This window comes from Rhodanobacter sp. FW106-PBR-R2A-2-24 (assembly GCF_058789615.1).
The window spans coordinates 1,277,059-1,297,218 of record NZ_JBYTBV010000002.1 but is presented as its reverse complement, the minus strand read 5'-3'; the positions used below and the strand labels follow the sequence as shown (position 1 = coordinate 1,297,218).

Sequence of the window (20,160 nt, the reverse complement as noted above, 5' to 3'; positions counted from 1 at the left end):
GATGGGGTTACCGTGCGCGCTGACGCGTGGAAAATCAGTGATGGCCGTCAACTGGCGGCGGTGCCGCCGTCCCCTTACACCGCAGCCAGCGCGCGCGCGCGGGCCACGCCGGATTGCAGGCCGCCATTGCGGTCGTAGACGTTGCCATCCGCGCTTGCGCCGGTGAGCACGGCCAAGGCCTGGCGCACCGTGCGCAGGCGCTGGCCGACGATGCTGCCGTTGCGCTGGTTGAGCTGCTGGCATTGCCGCAACGCCTGGGCGATGGCCAGCCAGGATGGAGTGGCTGGGGCATGAGTGGCAGTGAGTTCGAGTGCCAGCTGGCGGCGCTCGGTATCGAGCTGCTCCAGGCGCAGCATCAGCTCCTGCTTGCGGGAGCCGGCCAGGCCAAGCGCCTCGACGTTGCCGGTATCCAGCGCCTCGCGTTCGGCGTCGAGCGCCTGCAGCAAGGCCTGCACGGACTGGTGCATCTCGCGGTGCACGGCGGCGAGGGCTGCACCGAATTCCGGTTGCAGGCCCTGGCTCATGCCTTGCCCGTGCCGCCCAGCTGCTGTTCCATGGAGATCAGCTTGTCGGCGACTTTGCCAGGGTTGACCTGGTAGCGGCCGCTGGCCAGCGACTGCCGCACGCGATCCACGCGCTGGCTGTCCACGGCGGCGGCGTCGTCGGCACGGGTGGCCTGGTGCATGGCCATGGCCGAATCGGTCAGCTTGAGCTGGTCGCTGGCCTTGGGCGGTGGCGGTGCCCCGGCGGCATGGCCGGCGTTGCTGCTCAAGGCGGTTGCCACGCCATTGCCGGCGGCGTTGCTGGCCGGCTGGGGCTTGGGCAGACCGTTGTTGGAGATAGTGGTGTTCATGTGTCCGTACTCGCGACTAGTGACCCTGTAGACGTTGTTTCGACAATGCCGGCGGAAACTTTAGGGCTTGCCCGGCGGCGAGGGAAGGCAAGTGCGGATCAAGGCAGGGCCTGCACGGTGCCGGGGCCGCTGACCATGGCGTCGATCACCCGCCCGGAGCTGTCGTTGCGCACGCGCAGGCGGGCGCCATCGTCGCCGCTGCCCAGCGCCACGCCGTCGGCGCGCACCTCGATGGCGCCCAATTTGGCCACCACCGCGACGTGATCGCCGGCGCGCACCAGGCTGCGCCCGCCCAGGGCGGCGGGGGACAGCACGCTGCCGGCGGGCAGGTTCTGGCTCAGCGTGCGGCCGACGACCTGCTCGAGGTTGCCGATGTAGCCGTAGCCCAGTCTGGCAATGTCGCGGGGTTCGACCTGCACGTCGGCTGCCCGCAGGCCGTCGCCGCGCAGCAGTGGGTGGCGGGCGACCAGTACGTCGCGGAACACCTGCAGCTTGACCAGTACGCGCACCGTCCAGCCGCCGGTTGGTTGCGGGCAATGCACCGGCACGCTCACGCTGGGCAGGGCGCGCAGGGTGTCGGGCAGGCTGGCTTTGAGTGGCAGGGAACAGGCGGCGGGCTGCAGGCGCGGTTCCAGCGGCATGGCTTGCAGGACGAGCCGGTTGCCCGGCAGGTCGAAATGCGCGCGCGTGGCCTGTTCGGCCGCGGCGAGGATGGCCTGGGCGGGCGACTCGCCAGCGCGTGCGGCCGCCGGCCATGTCCCGCCGAAAACGGCGAGGGTGGCGAGCAGGCCAGCGGTGGCGAGGCGGGCGCTCATGCGTCGGCCAGCAGGGTTCCCAGTTGGCCCACCAGGGCATCGCGGCCCGATTCGATTTGCGCGATGAGCGCGGCGGCCTGGTCTTTCTCGTTGTCGCTCAGGAGGGTGATGAAGCGGCTGCCCTGTTCGCGCAGCTGTTTGCTGGTTTCGGTGAGTTGACTGCTGGCGGGATGGCCCTGGCGCAGCGCGGCCAGCCGTTCGACGCCATTGCCCAGGGCGTGGGTGTCGAACCAGCGGCGATCCAGCGCGGAGGGTTCGGTCAGCGCAAGCTCGGCGGCCTGGCGCAGCGAGGAGGCGGCCTCGCGCACGGTGAGGCTGAGGCTGGCGGCGTCACAACCGCTCAGGCTGTCCAGCCAATCCAGCCCCAGCCGGTGGGCGAGCAGGGCGGCGCGTTGCAGCGCCTCGGATTGGCGCCTCGCCTCGCCGGCCCGGCGCTGCAGTGCGCCCAGTGCGGATTGGGTCGTGCCGATGCGCGCGTGTTGCGCGTCGTGGCCTTGCCGCAGGCGCAGCGCACGCTCGCTGGCGACCTGCAGCGCCGCGCTGCCGCCGCCCAGCGTGGCGATGGATTGGGTGGTGCAGGACTGGGCACGATCCAGCTGCTGCAGGCTGTGTTGTACGTCGTTGTTCAACTGGGTGGAAAAGTCGCCGATCGAACCGGTGACGACTTCGATCTCGGTGGTGGCGGTCGTGGTCTTCTCGGCCAGCAGCTTGACCTCGTCGGCGACCACCGCGAAGCCGCGACCCGCCTCGCCGGCGCGGGCGGCCTCGATGGCGGCGTTGAGCGCCACCAGGTTGGTCTGGTGGGCGATTTCCTGCACGGTGGCGGTGAGCTTGCGGATCTGCTCCACCTGTTCGGCCAGCTTGCTCTGGTTGCGGTTCATGGTGGCGAGCGCGCCGCGCAGCAGGCGCAACTGGCCATCCAGCTCGCTGACGTTGGCGGTGCCGGAGTGGCTGGCCTGTTCGGCCCGTTCCAGTTCGGTGGCGACCTGTTGCAGTTCCGTCGAGATGCCGGCGCTGGCGTCCGTCAATCGGTCGACGCTGCGGCGGCTATCGCCGGCGGCGTCGTCGAGCGAGGCCTGCTCGCGGGCGAGCTTCTGCACGGCGGTCAGCACCAGGCTTTGCTGCTCCACGGTCTGCAGCGCTACCGCGGCCGGTGGCCGACTGGCGGCGCGGGCCAGAAGCGGCGCAAGCAGTCGGGCGGCGCGGGGGTGTCGGCGACGCAGTTCGGCGACACGATCGTCGTCGCCGGCGGCAGCGGCGTCCACCAGATCGGCAAGTGGCTGTATCCAGGTCAGGCTCATGGGAGGGGAGTCACCTTAGGCAAGGGCGGAATATGGATTGGCGCAGTCTGCATCGTCCGGTAGCCGCCGAACTTGAGCAAGCAATCCATGTGCCAGATGGTGCGCACGGCGCTGGCTCAAGCCTGTCCCGGCGCGGCCGATAGCGTACGCGCTGGGCCGCGTACGGCGGCGGGTGTATCGGTTGGGAGTTCGCATGGGCAGCACACTGCTGGAGAAGGTGGAACAGCATACCCGCCTGGCCGGTCACAACCGGGTCAACATGTTGCTGTTCCGGCTGGGCGATCCCCAGTTGTTCGGCATCAACGTGTTCAAGGTGCGCGAGGTGATGCGGCGGCCGCCGATGGAGCGGCTGGTGGGGGTGCACGCTTTCCTGGCCGGCAGCTGCGATTACCGCGGGCAGACCATTCCGGTGATCGATATGGCGGCGGCACTGGGTTATCCGCCGCTGCGCGAGGTGGAGTCGGCGCACCTGGTGGTCACCGAGTTCAGCCGTTCGGTGCAGGGTTTCCTGGTGGCCGACCTGCAGCGCATGGTGCAGGTGAACGGCGACACGATGTCGCTGCCGGCGCCGGCGCTGGGCTTCGGCAACCGGGTCAATGCGGTGACGCGGCTGGATGGTGCGCTGGTGGCCGTGGTGGACGTGGAGCAGGTGCTGGCCGATATCGACACGCAGCCCACGGAGCTCTCCGCGCATATGCAGCGCATGGTCGATGAGCGCATCGTGACGTCGCGCCGGGTGATGGTGGTGGACGATTCGCTGATCGCGCGCCGCCGCGTGGTGACCCTGTTCAAGCAGATGCACATCGAGTGCGTGACGGCGAAGGATGGCCGCGAGGCGCTGGAGCTTCTGCGCGAGATGGCCGACGGCGACCCGGAGGCGGGCGTCAGGCTGGTGGTATCCGACATCGAGATGCCGCGGCTGGATGGCTACGCCCTGACGCGCGCGATCCGCGAGGATCTGAAATTGCGCGGGCTCAAGGTGGTGCTGCACAGCTCGCTCAGCGGCGGCTTCAACACGGCGATGGTGAAGGAGGTCAAGGCCGACGCCTTTGTCGCCAAGTTCCAGCCCGATCTCCTCGCGCAAGAGGTGCTGGCGCTGCTGCCGCAAGAGTAGCTGCCGGCGGACTGCCGCCCGGGTTGCTGGCGGGTCGACGCCCTGTCCACACGGGCGTCAACAAATCGACTTCACGCCGATGCCGGCGCGGTTCAGGCTGTCGCCGACAGGCGGCAGGCCAACCCCGGCAAGGGTTTCCGGCGTACTGGCATGCAACTTGCCTCCGACTTCGTGCGGCCATTCCACACGGAGTCCGAGTCGATGAGCGCCCTACCCGACAACCTGTTCGGCATCCATACCCAGGCACTGGAGCTGTGGCAGCGCCGTGCCCAGGTGCTGGCCAGCAACCTGGCCAATGCCGATACCCCGGGCTATCTCGCCCGCGACGTCGATTTCCGCAAGGCGCTGGCCGAGGCCGGCGGTGCGACCACGGCGTTGCCGCTGGAGACGACCGCCCCCGGCCAGATCGCGCCCCAGCAGCAAGCCGGCCAGACGCTGGCCTATCGCGTGCCGCTGCAGCCCAGCATGGACGGCAACACGGTCGACCCGCAGGTCGAGCAGGCGGCGTTCGCCGGCAACACGGTGCACTACCAGGCCAGCCTGTCCTTCATCACCGCGCAGATCCACATGTTGCGCGCCGCCATCACGGGAGGCCAAGGCTGATGTCCCTGTTCTCGATCTTCAATGTGGCCGGTTCGGGCATGGCCGCGCAGTCGATGCGGCTCAATACGGTGGCCAGCAACCTAGCCAATGCCGAGAGCGTGGCCCCCACGCCCGAGGGCGCCTACCGCGCGCGCGAACCCCTGTTCGCGGCCGTGCAGCAGCAATTGGCCGCCGGTGCAGGGGCCGGCGGCGTGGCGGGCGGCGCGGGGGCGGACGAAGGCGTGCGCGTGCTCGGCGTCAGCCAGAGCCAGGCCGACATCCCCAAGCGCTACGAACCGGGCAATCCGCTGGCCGGGCCGGACGGCTACGTCTACGGCAGCAACGTCAACCCGGTCGATGAGCTGGTCAACATGATTTCCGCCTCGCGTTCCTACCAGAACAACGTCGAGGTGATGAATAGCGCCAAGCAGTTGATGCTCAAGACCTTGACCCTGGGCAATTGAAGAGAACCGCCATGACTACCAGCGTGACCAACAATCCCGGCGCCAGCGCCGGCTCGACGGCAGCGGCCGGTTCGGCCACCGCGGCGATGGGCAAAGCCATGAACCAGGCCGATTTCCTGAAGCTGATGACGGCGCAGCTGCAGGCGCAGGATCCGACCAGCCCGTTGGACAACTCGCAATTCGTCGCGCAGCTCGCGCAGTTCAGCCAGCTCGCCGCCACCCAGGATCTGAGTGCCAGCGTCAACAACATCGGCAGCCAGGTGGCCGGCTCGATGCAGACCGCGCAGGTGCTCAGTTCGGTCGGGCTGGTGGGGCGCCAGGTGATGGTGCCTTCCGACAGCATCGCCTACACGAGTGGCACGGTGCAGGGCGCGGTCGGCGTCACCGGCAGCGCGGCGCAGGATGTGCAGGTGGCCATCAAGGACGGCAACGGCAAGGTTGTGCGCACGCTCGACCTTGGCATCCAGGCTGCAGGGCTTGCCCGTTTCCAGTGGGACGGGCTGGACGACAGCGGCAGCCCGGTGGCCCCCGGGAGTTACAGCGTGTCCGCGGCCGACGCGGGCGGCAGCGCACTTTCCACCTACGCCGCCGGCACGGTCACCGGCGTGGGCTACGGCGGCAGCAGCGTGGGCACCTATGTGCAGGTGGCCGGCGTGGGCGGGGTGCCGCTTTCCGCCATCGCACAGATCAACTGACCGCGATCCCTTCTTCCAGCTCAAGGAACCCAAGCCATGGCACTCAATCAGGCCCTCAGCGGCATCAACGCGGCGCAGTCCGACCTCAACGTCATCGCCAACAACATCTCCAATGCCAACACCACCGGCTTCAAGGGCTCGCGTGCCGAGTTCGCCGACATCTACGCGGTATCCGGTATCAACCTCAGCGCCACCGCCATCGGCGGCGGCACCCGCATGGTCGACGTGGCCCAGCTGTTCGCCCAGGGCGACATCGAGGCCACCGGCAACAGCCTGGACATGGCCATCAGCGGCAACGGCTTCTTCGTGGTGAACTCGGGCAAGGGCGATGCCTACACCCGCTCCGGCGCCTTCCACCAGGATGCGTCCGGCAACGTGGTCACCAACGAGGGCTATCCGCTGCAGGTCTATCCCTACAGCGCAACCAGCGGCAGCTTCAACACCAGCACGCTCTCCAACCTCAACCTGATCTCGGCGCAAAGCACGGCCAAGGCCACGACCTCGGCCTCGGTCACGTCCAACCTGCCAGCCTCGGCCACGGTGCCGACGCTGCCGTTCGACCCCAACAATCCGGCCACCTTCAACGACTCCACCACCTTCACGGTGTACGACAGCCTGGGTACCGCGCACCAGGCCACCGCCTATTACGTGAAGACCGGCACCAACGCCTGGAACGTCAACCTCTACGTGGATGGCAACAACGCCGGTACCCAGGCGCTGACCTTCAGCTCCAGCGGCGCGCTGGCCACGCCGGCCAGCGGCATCCTGACCTTCAACCCGGTGAACTACGGCAACGGCTCCAACCCGCAGACGCTGTCGGTCAACATGGGCCTGACCACCCAGTACGGCACCGCGTACACGGCAGGCAACATCACCCAGGACGGTTACCCGGCCGGCGGGCTCTCCTCCATCGATATCGACAGCGCCGGCATCGTCACCGCCAACTACTCCAACGGCCAGACCAGCAAACTTGGGCAACTGGCGATGGCCAACTTCCAGAACCTGCAGGGCCTGCGCCAGCTCGGCAACGCCAGCTGGATGTCCAGCCCGGATTCGGGCACGGCGGTGATGGGCGCGGCCGGCGCCGGCCAGTACGGCACGATCCAGTCCGGCGCGCTGGAGTCGTCCAACACCAGCGACACCACCCAGCAGCTGGTGGACATGATCAAGGCGCAGCGCGACTACCAGGCCAACGCGCAGGTGCTCTCCACCGACAACAAGCTGGCCTCCACCCTGTTCAACGCCGTCGGGTAACCGACCATGGACCATGCCATCTACATCGCCATGACCGGGGCCACGCAGATCATGCGGGCCCAGGACGTGGTGAGCCACAACCTGGCCAATGCGTCCACGGTCGGTTTCAAGAGCGAGCTGGACGCCTTCCAGAACCTGCCCGTGCTGGGGCCGGGCATGCCCAGCCGGATCAACGCGGTGGCGCAAAGCCTCGGCTACGACGCCACCTCGGGCAGCCTGCAGCAGACCGGGCGCGCGCTGGACGTGGCGATCCGTGGTGACGGCTGGATCGCCGTGCAGGCGCCTGACGGCAGCGAGGCCTACACGCGCGCCGGGCAACTGCAGCTCACCGCCGACGGCACGCTCACCGACGCCGCCGGCAATCCGGTGGTCGGCAGCGGCGGGCCGATCACCCTGCCGCCCAACACCAACGTCACCATCGGCGGCGACGGCACGATTTCCGTCGTGCCGCAGGGGCAGGGGCCGAACACGCTTGCCCAGGTCGACCGCATCAAGCTGGTCAACCCCGGCCCCGGGCAACTCAGCAAGGGGGCGGACAGCCTGATGCACCTGGCCGGTGGTGCCAGTGCCGACGCCGACCCCAACGTGCACCTGGCATCGGCCATGCTTGAAGCCAGCAACGTCAACCCCTCGGGCGAACTGGCACGCATGATTACCCTGGCGCGCCAGTACGACATGCAGGTGCGTTCGATCAAGACCGCCAAGGACGACGCCGACAGCAGCGCCCTGCTGCTGCAGGCGAGCTGAAGCGGCACATCACTGACGGAGCCACGCCATGTTTTCCTCACTCTGGATCGCCAAGACCGGCCTCGATGCGCAGCAGGCAAGCCTGGATGCGATCGCCAACAACCTGGCCAACGCCAATACCACCGGCTACAAGACCTCGCGCCCGGCGTTCCAGGATCTGATGTACCAGAACATCACCCAGCCGGGCAGCCAGACCACCGAGCAGAACCAGTCGCCCTCGGGCCTGATGATGGGCACCGGCGTGCGCATCGTGGGCAACGAGAAGGTGTTCACCGAAGGCGCGATCAGCCAGACCGGCAACGCGCTGGACGTGGCCATCCAGGGCCGCGGCTTCCTGCAGGTGGGCATGCCCGACGGCACCACCGCCTACACCCGCGATGGCTCGCTGCATACCGACGCCAATGGCCAGATCGTCACCGCCGACGGCTACCCGATCCAGCCCGCCATCACCCTGCCGCAAGGCACCCAGAGCATCACCATCGGCAACGATGGCACGGTCAGCGCCACCGTGCCGGGGCAGGCCACGCCGGTGCAATTGGGCGTGCTGCAGCTGGCCGATTTCATCAACCCCGCCGGCCTGCAGGCGATGGGCCAGAACCTCTACCTGCAGACCGCTTCCAGCGGTACGCCGCAGACCGGCCAGGCCGGTTTGAACGGCATGGGCACCCTGCTGCAGGGCGCGCTGGAATCTTCCAACGTCAACGTGGTGGAGGCGATGGTGGACATGATCCAGACCCAGCGCGTGTACGAGATGAACTCCAAGGCGATCAGCACCGCCAGCAGCATGCTGCAAGCCATCACCAACAACGTCTGAGGTCGCCGTGATGTGCCGCATTCCTTCCCTTCGCGCCTTCGCCCTGCTGGGGTTTGCCGTGGCCGCCAGCGGCTGCGCCATGCTGCATCGGCCCAACGACGATGCGCAGTGGGCGGCGACGGCACCGGTGGTGGCCGAGGCGCCGCCACCGGCCAACGGTTCGATCTACCACGACACGCAGAACATGGAGCTGTTCTCCGACCCGCGCGCGCACCGCGCCGGCGACATCCTCACCGTGGTGCTGGTGGAGAACACCCAGGCGGTGAAGAAATCCAACACCACCACCAGCAAGACCGACAAGGACACCGTTGGCGCGCCGACCCTGCTCGGCAAGACCTTCAGCAAGGCGGCCATCGGCACCAGTGCGGATCGCAGCTTCGCCGGCGCCGGCACCAGCAGCCAGAGCAATCAGCTCACCGGCAACATCACCGTCACCGTGGCCCAGCGCCTGGCCAACGGCAACCTCATCGTGCGCGGCGAGAAGTGGCTCACCATCAACCAGGGCCAGGAACTCATCCGCATCGCCGGCATCGTGCGACCGCAGGACATCGCGCAGGACAACACCGTGCCCTCCACCCGCGTGGCCGACGCCAAGATCACCTACACCGGCCGCGGCTCGCTCGCCGACGTCAACACGCAAGGCTGGCTGTCGCGCTTCTTCAACTCCAAGTGGATGCCTTTCTGACATGAAAATCCACGCAGCCAGGGTGATGCGGTGGCCCGTGATCGTGGCGCTGGCCACGGCGCTGGCGGTCATGCTCGCCGCGCCCGCTCCGGCCCACGCCGACAAGATCCGCGACCTCGCCTCGATCAGTGGCGTGCGCAACAACCAGCTGATCGGTTACGGCCTGGTGGTGGGCCTGGATGGCACCGGCGACCAGACCACGCAGGCGCCGTTTACCACGCAGAGCCTGGAGAACATGCTGCAGCAGTTTGGTGTCAGCGTGCCGGCCAACGTGAACCCGCAGCTCAAGAACGTGGCGGCGGTGACCATCACCGCCCAGTTGCCGCCGTTCGCCAAACCGGGCCAGGCCATCGACGTCACGGTGGCCTCCATCGGCAACGCCAAGAGCATCCGCGGCGGTGAGCTGCTGATGTCGCCGCTGCGCGGCGCCGATGGCAACGTCTACGCGGTGGCGCAGGGCAGCGTGGTGGTGGGCGGCGTCAGCGCCGCGGGCAAGAGCGGCTCCAGCGTGCAGGTGAACATCTCCGCCAGCGGCCGCATTCCCAACGGCGCCATGGTGGAGCGCAGCGTGGCTTCCACCTTCGCCGGCAGCGACGATCTGCACCTGAACCTCAATACGCCGGATTTCACCACGGTGGCGCGCATCGTCAGCCTCATCAACCAGACCTATGGCAGCGGCACCGCGCACGCCGTCGACGGCGGCTCGGTGGATGTGAAAGTGCCGGTCGATCCCAGCCAGAAAGTGGCGTGGCTGGGCTCGATCATGAACCTCGACGTGACCCCGGGCGACCCGCCGGCGCGGGTGGTGGTGAACTCGCGCACCGGCACCGTGGTGATCGGCTCGGACGTGCGCGTCTCCGCCGCCGCCGTGGCGCACGGCGCCATCCAGGTGACCATCGGCGAGCAGCCGCAGGTCAGCCAGCCGGCGCCGTTCAGCGGCGGCCAGACCACGGTGGTGCCCAACAGTAGCGTGCAGATCAGCGAAGGCGGCGGCCACATGTTCAAGTTCGGCCCCGGGGTGAGCCTGGACACCATCGTGCGCGCGGTGAACCAGGTGGGCGCCTCGCCCAGCGATCTCATTTCCATCCTGCAGGCGCTCAAGCAAGCCGGCGCCCTGCATGCCGATCTGGTGGTCATCTAGCCGCCATGACCACTCCCGCGCTCGCCAGCAATGCCTCGCTGAACACCTGGACGGATCTGTCCGGGTTCAACCAGCTGCGTGCGCAGGCCAAGCAGGATGGCAAGGCTGCGCTGCCGGCGGTGGCGCGCCAGTTCGAGGCGCTGTTCACCCAGATGATGCTGAAGACCATGCGCGAGGCGGGCGACAGCCTGGGCGAAGGCTTGGGCGACAGCGACGCCGGCAAGGCGTATCGCGACCTGTTCGACCAGCAGCTCGCGGTGAGCCTGTCGCAAGGAGGGCGTGGCATGGGCATCGCGCAGATGCTGGTGCGCCAGTTGGGCGGCAAGGTGGATGGGGCGACGTCGCCGACCTCCGCCAGCGCGAACGGCGCGTTGCCGACAGGTGCTGGTTTGCCGGCGGGTGGTGGTTTGTCGACAGGCGCAGATGCCCCGGCGGTTGCCACCGTCGAAGGCGTGGGCGGATCCTCCGCCCTGTCCGCCGGTGTCGGTGCCTTCAGCCAGAACCTGTCCGAGCTGGTGCAGGCCGGCCGCGCGGTGGGGCGCAGCGCCATGCAATGGCTGCCGCAGAGCGCGCAGGATTTCGTGCGCGAGCTGGCACCCTACGCCGAGGCGGTGGGTCGCAAGCTGGGCCTGTCCATGCGCACCGTGCTGGCCCAGGCGGCGCTGGAAACCCAATGGGGCAAGCACATGCCACGCGCGGCGGACGGCTCGCCCAGCTTCAACCTGTTCGGCATCAAGGCCGGCAGCAGCTGGGACGGACGCAAGGTCAGCGTGCCTACGCTGGAGTTCGAGGGTGGCGTGGCGGTGCAGCGACGCGCCCAGTTCCGCGCCTACGACTCCCCGGCGCAGTCGTTCAGCGACTATGCCAGCCTGATCGCCGGCAACCCGCGCTACGCCGCCGTCCGTGGGCATGGCGACGACGTGCGGGGCTTTGCCAATGCGCTGGTGCAGGGCGGGTATGCCACCGATCCGGGCTATGCGGAGAAGATCGCGGCGGTCGCCAGCAGCCCCGTCATGCGCGAGGCGCTGACGGCGCTAAAGCATTCCACCAACCTGCCGATGCAGTAAGCGTTCTTGGGAGTACAGGCTCATGTCCAGCCTTCTCGGTATCGGCACCTCCGGGTTGATGGCCGCCCAACTCGGGCTCACCACCACCAGCAACAACATCGCCAACGCCAGCACGCCCGGCTACAGCCGGCAGAGCATCGTGCAGGAAGACCGGGTGGGCCAGAGCAACGGCCGCTACACCATGGGTTCGGGCGTGGATGTGACGGCGGTGCAGCGCGCCTACACCCAATACCTGACCCAGGCGCTGTGGAACGGCAACAGCTCGCTGCAAAACGCCACCACCAACAACAACCTGGCCAGCCAGCTCAACGGCTTGCTCAGCAGCGGCGGCAACCTGCAGGCGGCGCTGGACAATTTCTACGGTGGCTTCAGCGGCGTGGCCAATGCGCCCAGCGATCCCTCGGCGCGCCAGGCCCTGCTTGGCAAAGCCACGAGCCTGGTCACCACGTTCAACACGCTGGGCCAGCAGCTCGACCAGCAGCGCAGCCAGATCAACACGCAGATTTCCGACACGGTCGGCAACATCAACTCGCTGGTGCAGCGGATCGCCACGCTGAACACGCGGATCAGCCAAGCCGGGCATAACCCGTCCAACGACCTGCTCGACCAGCGCGACAGCCTGATCCAGCAACTGGCCGGCAACACCGGTATCAGTACGGGCACGCAAAACGACGGCACCATTTCCATCTACAGCTCGTCGGGGCAGGTGCTGGTGAGCGGCGGTTTCTCCTACGGCTTCAAGGTCGGCACCAATCCTGCCGATGCGAGCACCACCACCGTGCTCAACGCCAGCGGCAGCGACATCAGCTCGCTGCTCACCGGTGGCAGCCTGGGGGCGCTGCTGAACTACCGCAGCAACACCCTCGATCCGGCGCAGAACCAGCTCGGCCGCGCCGCGTTGGCGCTGGCGCAGAGCGTCAACGCGCAGCAGGCCAAGGGCCTGGATCTCAACGGTACACAGGGCCAGCCACTGTTCTTCGTGCCCTATCCCAGCGTGGCCGCGTTCAAGAGCAACGCCGGCACGGCCACTGCCAGCGCTGTCGTCAGCGACGTCAGCCAGCTCACCAACGACAACTACCAGCTCACCTACACCGGCAGCAATACCGCGCCCTCGGTCAACGGCTGGTCGCTGGCCACCAGCAGCGGGCGCACGGTGACGATGACGGCGGGGCCGGGCGGCACTCTGCAGGCCGAAGGACTCACCTTCACCGTTTCCGCCGGCGCCCAGGTGGGTGACAGCTTCGCGGTGCGGCCCACCCAGGACGCCGCCACCGGCCTGGCCATGGCCACCACCAGCACATCCTCGATCGCCGCCGCCGCCGCGCTCAGCGCCAAACCGGCCAACGCCAACACCGGCAGCGCCAGTGTCTCCGCGGTGACGGTCACCGATAGCGCCAACGCCAACCTGTTCGCAGGTGCCACCGTCGCCTTTGGTGCGGGCGGCAACTACACGGTGACCGACGGCGCCGGCAACACCACCAGCGGCACGTATGCGGCGGGCACGCCGATCCAGTTCGACGGCTGGAGCCTCGCGCTCACCGGTTCGCCGGCCAGCGGCGACAGCTTCACCGTGGGCAAGAACAGCAACGGCCTCAACGACAACAGCAATGCCTTGAGCCTGGCCGCGCTGGGCAATACCGGCGTGCTCGACGGCGGGCAGACCTCGGTGGTAGGCGCCTACGCCGTGCTCACCAACCAGGTAGGCCTGGCCGGCAGCATGGCGGCCAGCGACCTGACCACGCAGACGAGCCTGTTCAACCAGGCCACCAGCGCCCAGCAGAGCGCGGCCGGCGTCAACCTGGATGAGGAGGCCGCCAGCCTCGTCAAGTACCAGCAGGCCTACCAGGCTTCGGCGCAGGTGATCTCCACCTCGCAGACCATCTTTGCCAGCCTGATCTCCGCCATCCATTCCTGACTGGAATTGCCATGATCCGCCTGTCCACCAGCTGGATGTACCAGCAATCGCTCACCACCATGCTGGATGCGCAGGCGGCGATGGCGACCTCGCAGAACGCGGTCAGCAGCGGCAAGCGCATCAACCAGGCCTCCGACGACCCGGCGGGCGCGATGCAGGTGGTGCTGCTCGACCACGCGCTGGCCAACAACGCCCAGTATTCGTCCAACATCGACGCGGCCAATGCGCGGCTGTCCACCGAGAGCAACACGCTCAACACCTTCGGCAGCCTGCTGAACCAGGCGCGCTCGATCAGCGTGCAAGGCATCAATGGCGTGCTGTCCAACTCCGATCGCCAGGACATGGCCGCCCAGCTCAGCCAGATCCGCGAGCAGATGGTGCAGCTGGCCAACACCGCCGACGTCAACGGCAACGCGCTGTTCGCCGGCACCAGTACCACTGCCACGCCCTTCGTGGTGCAGCCCAACGGCGCGGTCAGCTATGCCGGCAATACCGACAACCAGCTCACCACCATCGGCAACGGGCTGCGCATGCCCAACAGCGACCAGGGCAGCGGCGTATTCATGGACATCCCCGCCGGCAACGGTTCCTTCGTTGCCAAAGCCGCCGCCGGCAACACGGGCAGCCTGCTGGTGGGCGCCAACAGCGTCACCAATGCCACCGCCTGGAACGCGGCCCTCGCCGCCGGGCCGGTGAACTACCAGCTCAGCTTCGATGGCGCCGGCAACTGGACGGCCACCGATCTCAACCACGGCAACGCCGTGGTGGGCAGCGGCACCTACCAGGGCAGCGGCAACATCAGCTTCAACGGGCTCACCATGGCGCTCACCGGCAACCCGGCCGCGGGCGATTCGGTGAGCGTGCAGAGTGGCCAGACGCAAGACGTCTTCACCACCATGGCCAACCTCATCGGCGCCCTGCAGAACAACGGCCTCAGCGACACCGCGCGCAGCAACGCCATCAGCAGCCAGCTCGCCGGCATCGACCGCGCGCAGGACAGCGTGCTGGGCACCCAGACCGCCGTCGGCAGCCGCATGAGCGGGCTCACCCAGCAGCAGTCGAACTACAGCTCCCTCACGCTGGGCTACCAGACCACCCTGTCCGGTGTGCAGGACACCGACATGGCCAGCGCCATCACCAAGCTCATGCTGCAATCCACGGCCCTGCAGGCCTCGCAGCAGACCTTCGTGAAAGTGCAGGGCATGACGCTGTTCAATTACCTCAAGTAGCGCTCGCTGCGACGGGTCGCCGCCGTGGACGAAGGTGCGGTGCGGGTGTTTCCCCGTGTGATCGGCAGCGGCCCCGGGTCGCGGGCGGGCGCGCCGTGCGTGCCTGCGGCCATCGACACGGCGCAGGGCCGGTGAACCATGCGAACGTCGTTGCGAGGTCGTCGTCGGACGCGCCTGGCAAGGTGCGCCACCAAAGCTGCCGTCTCGGATGCGGGAAGTGCGCCTTGGCACGTTACGTGCTGCGAGGGGACGCAACGGGGCTTCCGTCGTCCGCCTGCCCGCCCCGTGCACATGCCCTTGTCGAATTCGTCGGTAATTTGACGACCACGCACGTTCGGCTGGGCCACGGTGTCGCAGGCTATGGCGTACACGAGGTGTGGTGATGGATGGTGCAGCCGCGTCGAACCCGCCTGGGGAGTCATGGGTGTCAACCAAACGCATACGCAGCAAGGCCGACCTCGCCATCCATGGCGCGCCGCCGGCGTTCGCCCAGCCCTTGCACGTGGGGCGGCCCAACATCTGCAACCGCGCCGAATTCCTGCAACGCATGGAGCAGGTGCTGGACAACCAGTGGCTGACCAACGACGGCCCGCAGGTGCGCGAGTTCGAGGCGCGCATCGCCGAACGCCTCGGCGTGAAGCACTGCGTGGCCATGAGCAACGGCACCATCGCGCTGGAAATCGCCATCCGCGCGCTGGGGCTCACCGGCGAAGTGATCGTGCCCTCGTGGACCTTCGTGGCCACGGCGCATGCGCTGTACTGGCAGGACATCATGCCGGTGTTCGCCGACATCGATCCAGCCACCCACAACCTCGATCCCGCCGCCGTGCGGCGCATGATTACCCCGCGCACCAGCGGCATCATCGGCGTGCACCTGTGGGGCCGCGCGGCGCCCGTGGAGGAGTTGCAGTCCATCGCCGACGAGCACGGCCTCAAGCTGATGTTCGACGCCGCGCACGCCTTCGGCAGCACGTACCGTGGCCAGGCCATCGGCAATTTCGGCAACTGCGCGGTGTTCAGTTTCCACGCCACCAAGGCCTTCAACACCATGGAAGGCGGCGCCGTCACCACCAACGACGACGCGCTCGCCGAGGCCATGCGCCTGATGCGCAACTTCGGCTTTGCCGGCTACGACAACGTGATCCACCCCGGCACCAACGGCAAGATGATCGAGGCCTGCGCGGCGATGGGCCTGGCCAACCTCGGCTGCTTCGACGAGGTGGTGGCGGTGAACACGCGCAACCACGCCGCCTACCGCGAGGCGCTGGCCGGCATCCCCGGCATCGCAGTGCTGGACTACGACCCCGCCGAGCGCAACAGCCATCACTACGTGGTGATCGAGGTGGGCGAAGCCTGCCCTGTCCCGCGCGACGCCATCATCGCGGCGCTGCACGCCGAGAACATCCTCGCGCGCAAATACTTCTGGCCGGGCAGCCACCGCATGCAGCCCTACCGCGACCTGTTTCCGCACGCGGGCCTGCTGCTGCCGCATAGCGAGGCGGTGGCCAGCCGCGTGATCGTGCTGCCCAACGGCATGGCCTTGCCGACGACGGCGGTGGCGACGATCGCCGACGTCCTGCGCACGCTGGTGGCGGGTGGCCAGGCATGAGGCTGAACGTCGTCGACTTTTTCGAGCAGGGGGCGCTGCAGGCCTTTCCGGATCGCGTCGCCATCGTCGACGGCGATCGCCAGGTCACGTTTGCCGAACTGGCCGCTGGCGCCAAACGATGCGCCACGGGGATCGCCCAGCTCCTGGGCGGGATCAATCAGGCTGTCGTGGTCTACCTGCCCAAGAACGCCGAGGCGGTGGTCGCCGACCTGGGCATCGTCTACAGCGGCAACGCCTACTGCAACCTGGACATCAAGTCTCCGCCGCAGCGCCTGCGCAACATACTCGACAAGATCGGCCCGGCCTGCGCCGTCACGTCGCGGGCGCTTGCCGGGGCGCTGCGCGACGCGGCCGGCACGGCCATCGAGATCGCCTGCATCGAGGATCTGCTGGAGGACGATGCCGACGCGGCGCTGATCCGTGGCTGCCTGCACCGGATCGTCGACACCGACCCCCTGTGCATCATCAACACCTCGGGCTCCACCGGCACGCCCAAGGGCGTGGCGCTCAGCCATCGCGGCACCATCGATTTCATGGAGTGGCTGTTCGCCACCTTCGACTTCGACGAAACCGTGCGCATCGGCAGCCTGTCGCCGCTGTACTTCGACATCTACATCCTCGAGCTGTTCCTGTGCCTGCACAAGGGCGCCACGCTGGTGTTCGTGCCGGAGCAGATGGCGACGTTCCCGGCGCGCCTGCTCGAATTCCTGCAGGCGCAGCGCGTCAGCTTCCTGTTCTGGGTGCCGTCGATCATGGTGGCCATCGCCAACCTCGACCTGCTCGGCAAGTTCGACCTGGTGGCCTTGCGGAACGTGTTCTTCGCCGGCGAGGTGTTTCCCACCAGGCAGCTCAACCACTGGCGGCGGGCGCTGCCGCAGGCGCGCTTCGTCAATCTCTATGGCCCCATCGAAATCCACGTGGACTGCACCTGCTTCGTCGTCGATCGCGAATTCGACGACGACGAGCCGCTGCCCATCGGCCGTCCTTGCCGCAACACCGACATCCTGATCCTCGACGACGCGGGCCGGCCGTGCGCCGATGGCGAACGCGGCGAACTGTGCGTGCGCGGCAGCTCGCTGGCGCTGGGTTACTGGAACGACCCCGACAAGACGGCCAGGGCCTTCACGCAGAATCCGCTGAACACGCGCTACCCGGAGCGGATCTACCGCACCGGCGACGTGGCCTATCGCGCCGCGGGCGGCGAGCTCTACCTGGTGGGCCGCAAGGATTTCCAGATCAAGCATATGGGCTACCGGATCGACCTGCAGGAGATCGAGCACCAGGTGCATTGCGTGGAAGGCATCGGTCAGGCCTGCGTGCTGTACAACGCGGCCGCCAAGGAAATCACAGTGTTCTACGAGGCGCTTTCCGCAGAGGTCGCGCCGGCGGATATCCGGCGGAGCCTGGCGGCGATCTTCCCGAAATACATGCTGCCGACGGCGTTCCGGCCGATGGCATCGCTGCCGCGCAACCCCAATGGCAAGGTGGATCGCAATGGCCTGGCGACGCAATTGGCCGAGGCGCGATGAGCCGCCTGTCCGCCGCCGCATTGCAGGACGCCATGGGCCGGATCGCGCGTGGCGGCCCGGGTTTCGCGGTCAGCTTCTTCGCGCCGGCCGCGAAAATCGAGGCGTGGATCGCGGAAGGCTCGCTCGGGATGCTGCCGCGCGACGGCGCCCTGTTGATCCATCGCGAGGACGGCGGGTTGTTGCGCGTCAGCCATGTCGCGGCCGACCTGCCGGCGCTGGATGCCGCGCTCGGCACGCTGGCCGCGGCGATGCCAGGGCAGTGCATGGTGGCCGACCTGGTTGGCCGACCGGCGGACGTCGAGCGCGTCGCCGATGTCTACCGACAACACGGCTTCATGCGGCACACGCAACTGCTGCGCATGCAGCGTGGTGGCGCGCGGCCGGCGGCGACGGCTGGCGTGGCCGGCGTCGACCTCGCGGGCAGGGACGACGTGCCCGCGTTGCGCGCCTTCATGGAGCGTTGGCTCGACCCCTTTTCGGAGCAGATCCAGGGCATCGCCGAACTGCGCCAGGCGGTGGCGGCGCAGGGCGTGTTCGTGGTGCGGGATGGCGCCGGCCTGGCCGGCATCCTGCTCCACGACACCACCGGGCAAAGCACGACGCTGCGCTATTGGCACGTGGCCGGTGACCGGCACGGGCGGGGGATCGGGTCGCGGCTGATGCACGCCTTCCTGGCGCGCTGCGCGACGAGCCGCCGGGTTACCTTGTGGGTGATCGCCGACAACACGGCGGCGATCGCCAAGTACCACCACTACGGGTTCAGCGAGGATGGCATGATCGACGACATCATGGTGCGGCAAGTGGAGGTGGCGCGATGAAAAGTATCCTCGACATCCTGTCCGGCATCCGGCCCGAATTCGACTTCGCGGCGTCGCAGGACTACCTCGCCGACGGCATGCTTGATTCGTTCGACATGCTGGCCCTGGTGTCCGATCTGGACCATGCCTTCGGCATCCGCATCGCGGGCACGGACATCCTGCCGGAGAACTTCTGCAACCTGCAGGCGATCCGCGCGTTGCTGGCCAGGCACGGGGTCGCCGCATGAAGCTGGCCTTCCGCGGCAAACGGATCGAGGGGCTGCTGACGATACTGCCCGCCAACGAGCGCCTGTTCATCGACGAGATGGATCAGTTCGATTTCCCGCGCGCGCGCTCGCTGAAACTCAAGGACGTGATGGGCTACGACCGCCACCGCATCGTCGATGGCGCGGTGTGCGTTTCCGACCTCGCGGTGGCCGGCTTCGAGCACCTGTTCGCGCAAGGCCTGCTTGGCCGCGACGGCTTCGATGCGCTGATCGTGGTCACCCAGACGCCCGACTACCTCATGCCGGCCACCAGCAGCGTGATCCAGGGCCGGCTGGGGCTGCAGCACGACCTGTTCTGCATGGACATCAACCAGGGCTGCGCCGGTTTCCTGATCGGCCTGTACCAGGCCTTCATGCTGCTGGAGCAGCCGGCCATCCGCCGCGTCGCGCTGGTCAATGCCGACGTGCTGAGCCGCAAGGTGTCCGCGCGCGATCGCAACAGCTACCCGCTGATCGGCGATGCCGCCGCGATCACCCTGGTTGGCCGCAGCAACGACGATGCGACTATCCACGCCAACCTCAAGATGGATGGCAGCCGGCGCGAGGCGCTGATGATACCGGCCGGCGGCCTGCGCGAGCCCTCCAGCGAGGAAACGCGTGTGGCGCATGCCGATGCGGAGGGCAACCTGCGCGCCCGCGACAACCTGGTGATGGACGGTTCGGCGGTGTTCAATTTCGTGCAGACCGAAGTGCCGCCGATGATCGAGGCCTTGCTCGCCGACGCGGGCACCGACGCGGCGGCGGTGGATACCTTCCTGTTCCACCAGCCCAATCGCTTCATGCTGCAAAAGCTGGCGGACAAGCTGCAGGTGCCCTACGCGAAGATGCCCAGCAACGTGGTGGAGCATTTCGGCAACTCCAGCGGCGTCACGATTCCGCTGGCGCTTGCCCTCAACCTGCGCGAGCGCGTGCTGGACGAAACACTGACGGCGGTACTCGGCGGCTTCGGCGTCGGGCTCACCTGGAGCTCGATGCTGCTGCCGCTGGGGCCATTGGACTATTGCGACATGATCAACTACCCACAGGTGCACTGATGGACGACTTCTTGAAGGAAATGGCCGACATCCTCGACGAGGAGTCCGTCCAGGAAACCGATCGGCTCGACGGCTTCGGGGCGTGGGATTCGCTGGCCGTGCTTTCGGTGGTGGCGATGGCGGATTCGCGCTATCACGCCACCTTCTCGGCGCGGGAAATCCGCGGCGCGGCCACGGTCGGCGAGCTGTACCGGCTGCTCTCCGCTGGTGCGAAGGCAGGTTGATCGC

At 67.8% G+C, this 20,160-nt stretch carries 22 protein-coding genes; 18 read left to right on the top strand and 4 right to left on the bottom strand.

What is annotated here, in order from left to right:
- Window positions 1-74: 74 nt before the first annotated feature.
- From AC3WQA_RS07190 to AC3WQA_RS07175, 4 genes are all read right to left on the bottom strand, one after another.
- Window positions 75-524, bottom strand: a complete 450-nt coding sequence (locus AC3WQA_RS07190; protein WP_492674389.1) for a flagella synthesis protein FlgN — start codon at window positions 522-524, stop codon at window positions 75-77.
- On the bottom strand, window positions 521-853 hold the full coding sequence (gene flgM, locus AC3WQA_RS07185; RefSeq protein ID WP_492674388.1) for a flagellar biosynthesis anti-sigma factor FlgM: 333 nt from the start codon (window positions 851-853) through the stop codon (window positions 521-523). Before flgM ends, AC3WQA_RS07190 begins: the two co-directional genes overlap by 4 nt.
- A gap of 98 nt (window positions 854-951) precedes the next feature.
- Window positions 952-1,668, bottom strand: a complete 717-nt coding sequence (flgA, locus tag AC3WQA_RS07180; protein ID WP_492674387.1) for a flagellar basal body P-ring formation chaperone FlgA — start codon at window positions 1,666-1,668, stop codon at window positions 952-954.
- Entirely contained in the window at window positions 1,665-2,969 is a 1,305-nt protein-coding gene (locus tag AC3WQA_RS07175) for a methyl-accepting chemotaxis protein (RefSeq protein WP_492674386.1), read from the bottom strand. Before AC3WQA_RS07175 ends, flgA begins: the two co-directional genes overlap by 4 nt.
- A gap of 193 nt (window positions 2,970-3,162) precedes the next feature.
- Here AC3WQA_RS07175 and AC3WQA_RS07170 point away from each other — a divergent pair, with 193 nt between their 5' ends.
- From AC3WQA_RS07170 to AC3WQA_RS07085, 18 genes are all read left to right on the top strand, one after another.
- Window positions 3,163-4,083, top strand: a complete 921-nt coding sequence (locus tag AC3WQA_RS07170; RefSeq protein WP_492674385.1) for a chemotaxis protein — start codon at window positions 3,163-3,165, stop codon at window positions 4,081-4,083.
- A 201-nt stretch (window positions 4,084-4,284) separates the two neighbouring features.
- Complete coding sequence (gene flgB / locus AC3WQA_RS07165) at window positions 4,285-4,686, top strand: flagellar basal body rod protein FlgB (protein ID WP_492674384.1); 402 nt, start codon at window positions 4,285-4,287, stop codon at window positions 4,684-4,686.
- Entirely contained in the window at window positions 4,686-5,129 is a 444-nt protein-coding gene (gene flgC / locus AC3WQA_RS07160; RefSeq protein WP_492674383.1) for a flagellar basal body rod protein FlgC, read from the top strand. Before flgB ends, flgC begins: the two co-directional genes overlap by 1 nt.
- An 11-nt stretch (window positions 5,130-5,140) precedes the next feature.
- The gene (locus AC3WQA_RS07155) at window positions 5,141-5,824 is read left to right on the top strand and encodes a flagellar hook assembly protein FlgD (RefSeq protein ID WP_492674382.1); all 684 of its coding nucleotides are present in this window, start codon (window positions 5,141-5,143) and stop codon (window positions 5,822-5,824) included.
- A 36-nt stretch (window positions 5,825-5,860) separates the two neighbouring features.
- Complete coding sequence (gene flgE, locus AC3WQA_RS07150; protein ID WP_492674381.1) at window positions 5,861-7,078, top strand: flagellar hook protein FlgE; 1,218 nt, start codon at window positions 5,861-5,863, stop codon at window positions 7,076-7,078.
- A 6-nt stretch (window positions 7,079-7,084) separates the two neighbouring features.
- A complete protein-coding gene (gene flgF, locus AC3WQA_RS07145) occupies window positions 7,085-7,825 on the top strand; it encodes a flagellar basal-body rod protein FlgF (protein WP_492674380.1) in 741 nt (246 codons plus the stop codon).
- 28 nt (window positions 7,826-7,853) lie between these two features.
- Window positions 7,854-8,639 carry a flagellar basal-body rod protein FlgG gene (gene flgG, locus AC3WQA_RS07140; RefSeq protein ID WP_492674379.1) on the top strand — a complete coding sequence of 262 codons (786 nt, stop codon included), beginning with the start codon at window positions 7,854-7,856 and terminating at the stop codon, window positions 8,637-8,639.
- A gap of 10 nt (window positions 8,640-8,649) precedes the next feature.
- On the top strand, window positions 8,650-9,324 hold the full coding sequence (gene flgH, locus AC3WQA_RS07135) for a flagellar basal body L-ring protein FlgH (protein ID WP_492674378.1): 675 nt from the start codon (window positions 8,650-8,652) through the stop codon (window positions 9,322-9,324).
- Window positions 9,325-9,349: 25 nt separating this feature from the next.
- A complete protein-coding gene (locus AC3WQA_RS07130) occupies window positions 9,350-10,465 on the top strand; it encodes a flagellar basal body P-ring protein FlgI (RefSeq protein WP_492676333.1) in 1,116 nt (371 codons plus the stop codon).
- 5 nt (window positions 10,466-10,470) lie between these two features.
- A complete protein-coding gene (gene flgJ / locus AC3WQA_RS07125) occupies window positions 10,471-11,532 on the top strand; it encodes a flagellar assembly peptidoglycan hydrolase FlgJ (RefSeq protein WP_492674377.1) in 1,062 nt (353 codons plus the stop codon).
- Window positions 11,533-11,554: 22 nt separating this feature from the next.
- The gene (gene flgK / locus AC3WQA_RS07120) at window positions 11,555-13,447 is read left to right on the top strand and encodes a flagellar hook-associated protein FlgK (protein WP_492674376.1); all 1,893 of its coding nucleotides are present in this window, start codon (window positions 11,555-11,557) and stop codon (window positions 13,445-13,447) included.
- A gap of 11 nt (window positions 13,448-13,458) precedes the next feature.
- Window positions 13,459-14,676: a flagellar hook-associated protein FlgL gene (flgL, locus tag AC3WQA_RS07115; protein WP_492674375.1), complete on the top strand. Its 1,218-nt coding sequence runs from the start codon at window positions 13,459-13,461 to the stop codon at window positions 14,674-14,676.
- A 424-nt stretch (window positions 14,677-15,100) separates the two neighbouring features.
- On the top strand, window positions 15,101-16,285 hold the full coding sequence (locus AC3WQA_RS07110) for a DegT/DnrJ/EryC1/StrS family aminotransferase (protein WP_492674374.1): 1,185 nt from the start codon (window positions 15,101-15,103) through the stop codon (window positions 16,283-16,285).
- Window positions 16,282-17,814 (top strand): amino acid adenylation domain-containing protein, encoded by a 1,533-nt coding sequence (locus AC3WQA_RS07105; protein ID WP_492674373.1) that lies wholly within the window; start codon window positions 16,282-16,284, stop codon window positions 17,812-17,814. Before AC3WQA_RS07110 ends, AC3WQA_RS07105 begins: the two co-directional genes overlap by 4 nt.
- Window positions 17,811-18,632 (top strand): GNAT family N-acetyltransferase, encoded by an 822-nt coding sequence (locus tag AC3WQA_RS07100; RefSeq protein ID WP_492674372.1) that lies wholly within the window; start codon window positions 17,811-17,813, stop codon window positions 18,630-18,632. The genes AC3WQA_RS07105 and AC3WQA_RS07100 overlap by 4 nt, the downstream gene beginning before the upstream one ends.
- Window positions 18,629-18,859: a hypothetical protein gene (locus AC3WQA_RS07095; protein WP_492674371.1), complete on the top strand. Its 231-nt coding sequence runs from the start codon at window positions 18,629-18,631 to the stop codon at window positions 18,857-18,859. Before AC3WQA_RS07100 ends, AC3WQA_RS07095 begins: the two co-directional genes overlap by 4 nt.
- Window positions 18,856-19,932 (top strand): ketoacyl-ACP synthase III, encoded by a 1,077-nt coding sequence (locus AC3WQA_RS07090; protein ID WP_492674370.1) that lies wholly within the window; start codon window positions 18,856-18,858, stop codon window positions 19,930-19,932. The genes AC3WQA_RS07095 and AC3WQA_RS07090 overlap by 4 nt, the downstream gene beginning before the upstream one ends.
- On the top strand, window positions 19,932-20,156 hold the full coding sequence (locus tag AC3WQA_RS07085; RefSeq protein WP_492674369.1) for a hypothetical protein: 225 nt from the start codon (window positions 19,932-19,934) through the stop codon (window positions 20,154-20,156). The genes AC3WQA_RS07090 and AC3WQA_RS07085 overlap by 1 nt, the downstream gene beginning before the upstream one ends.
- Window positions 20,157-20,160 lie beyond the last annotated feature (4 nt).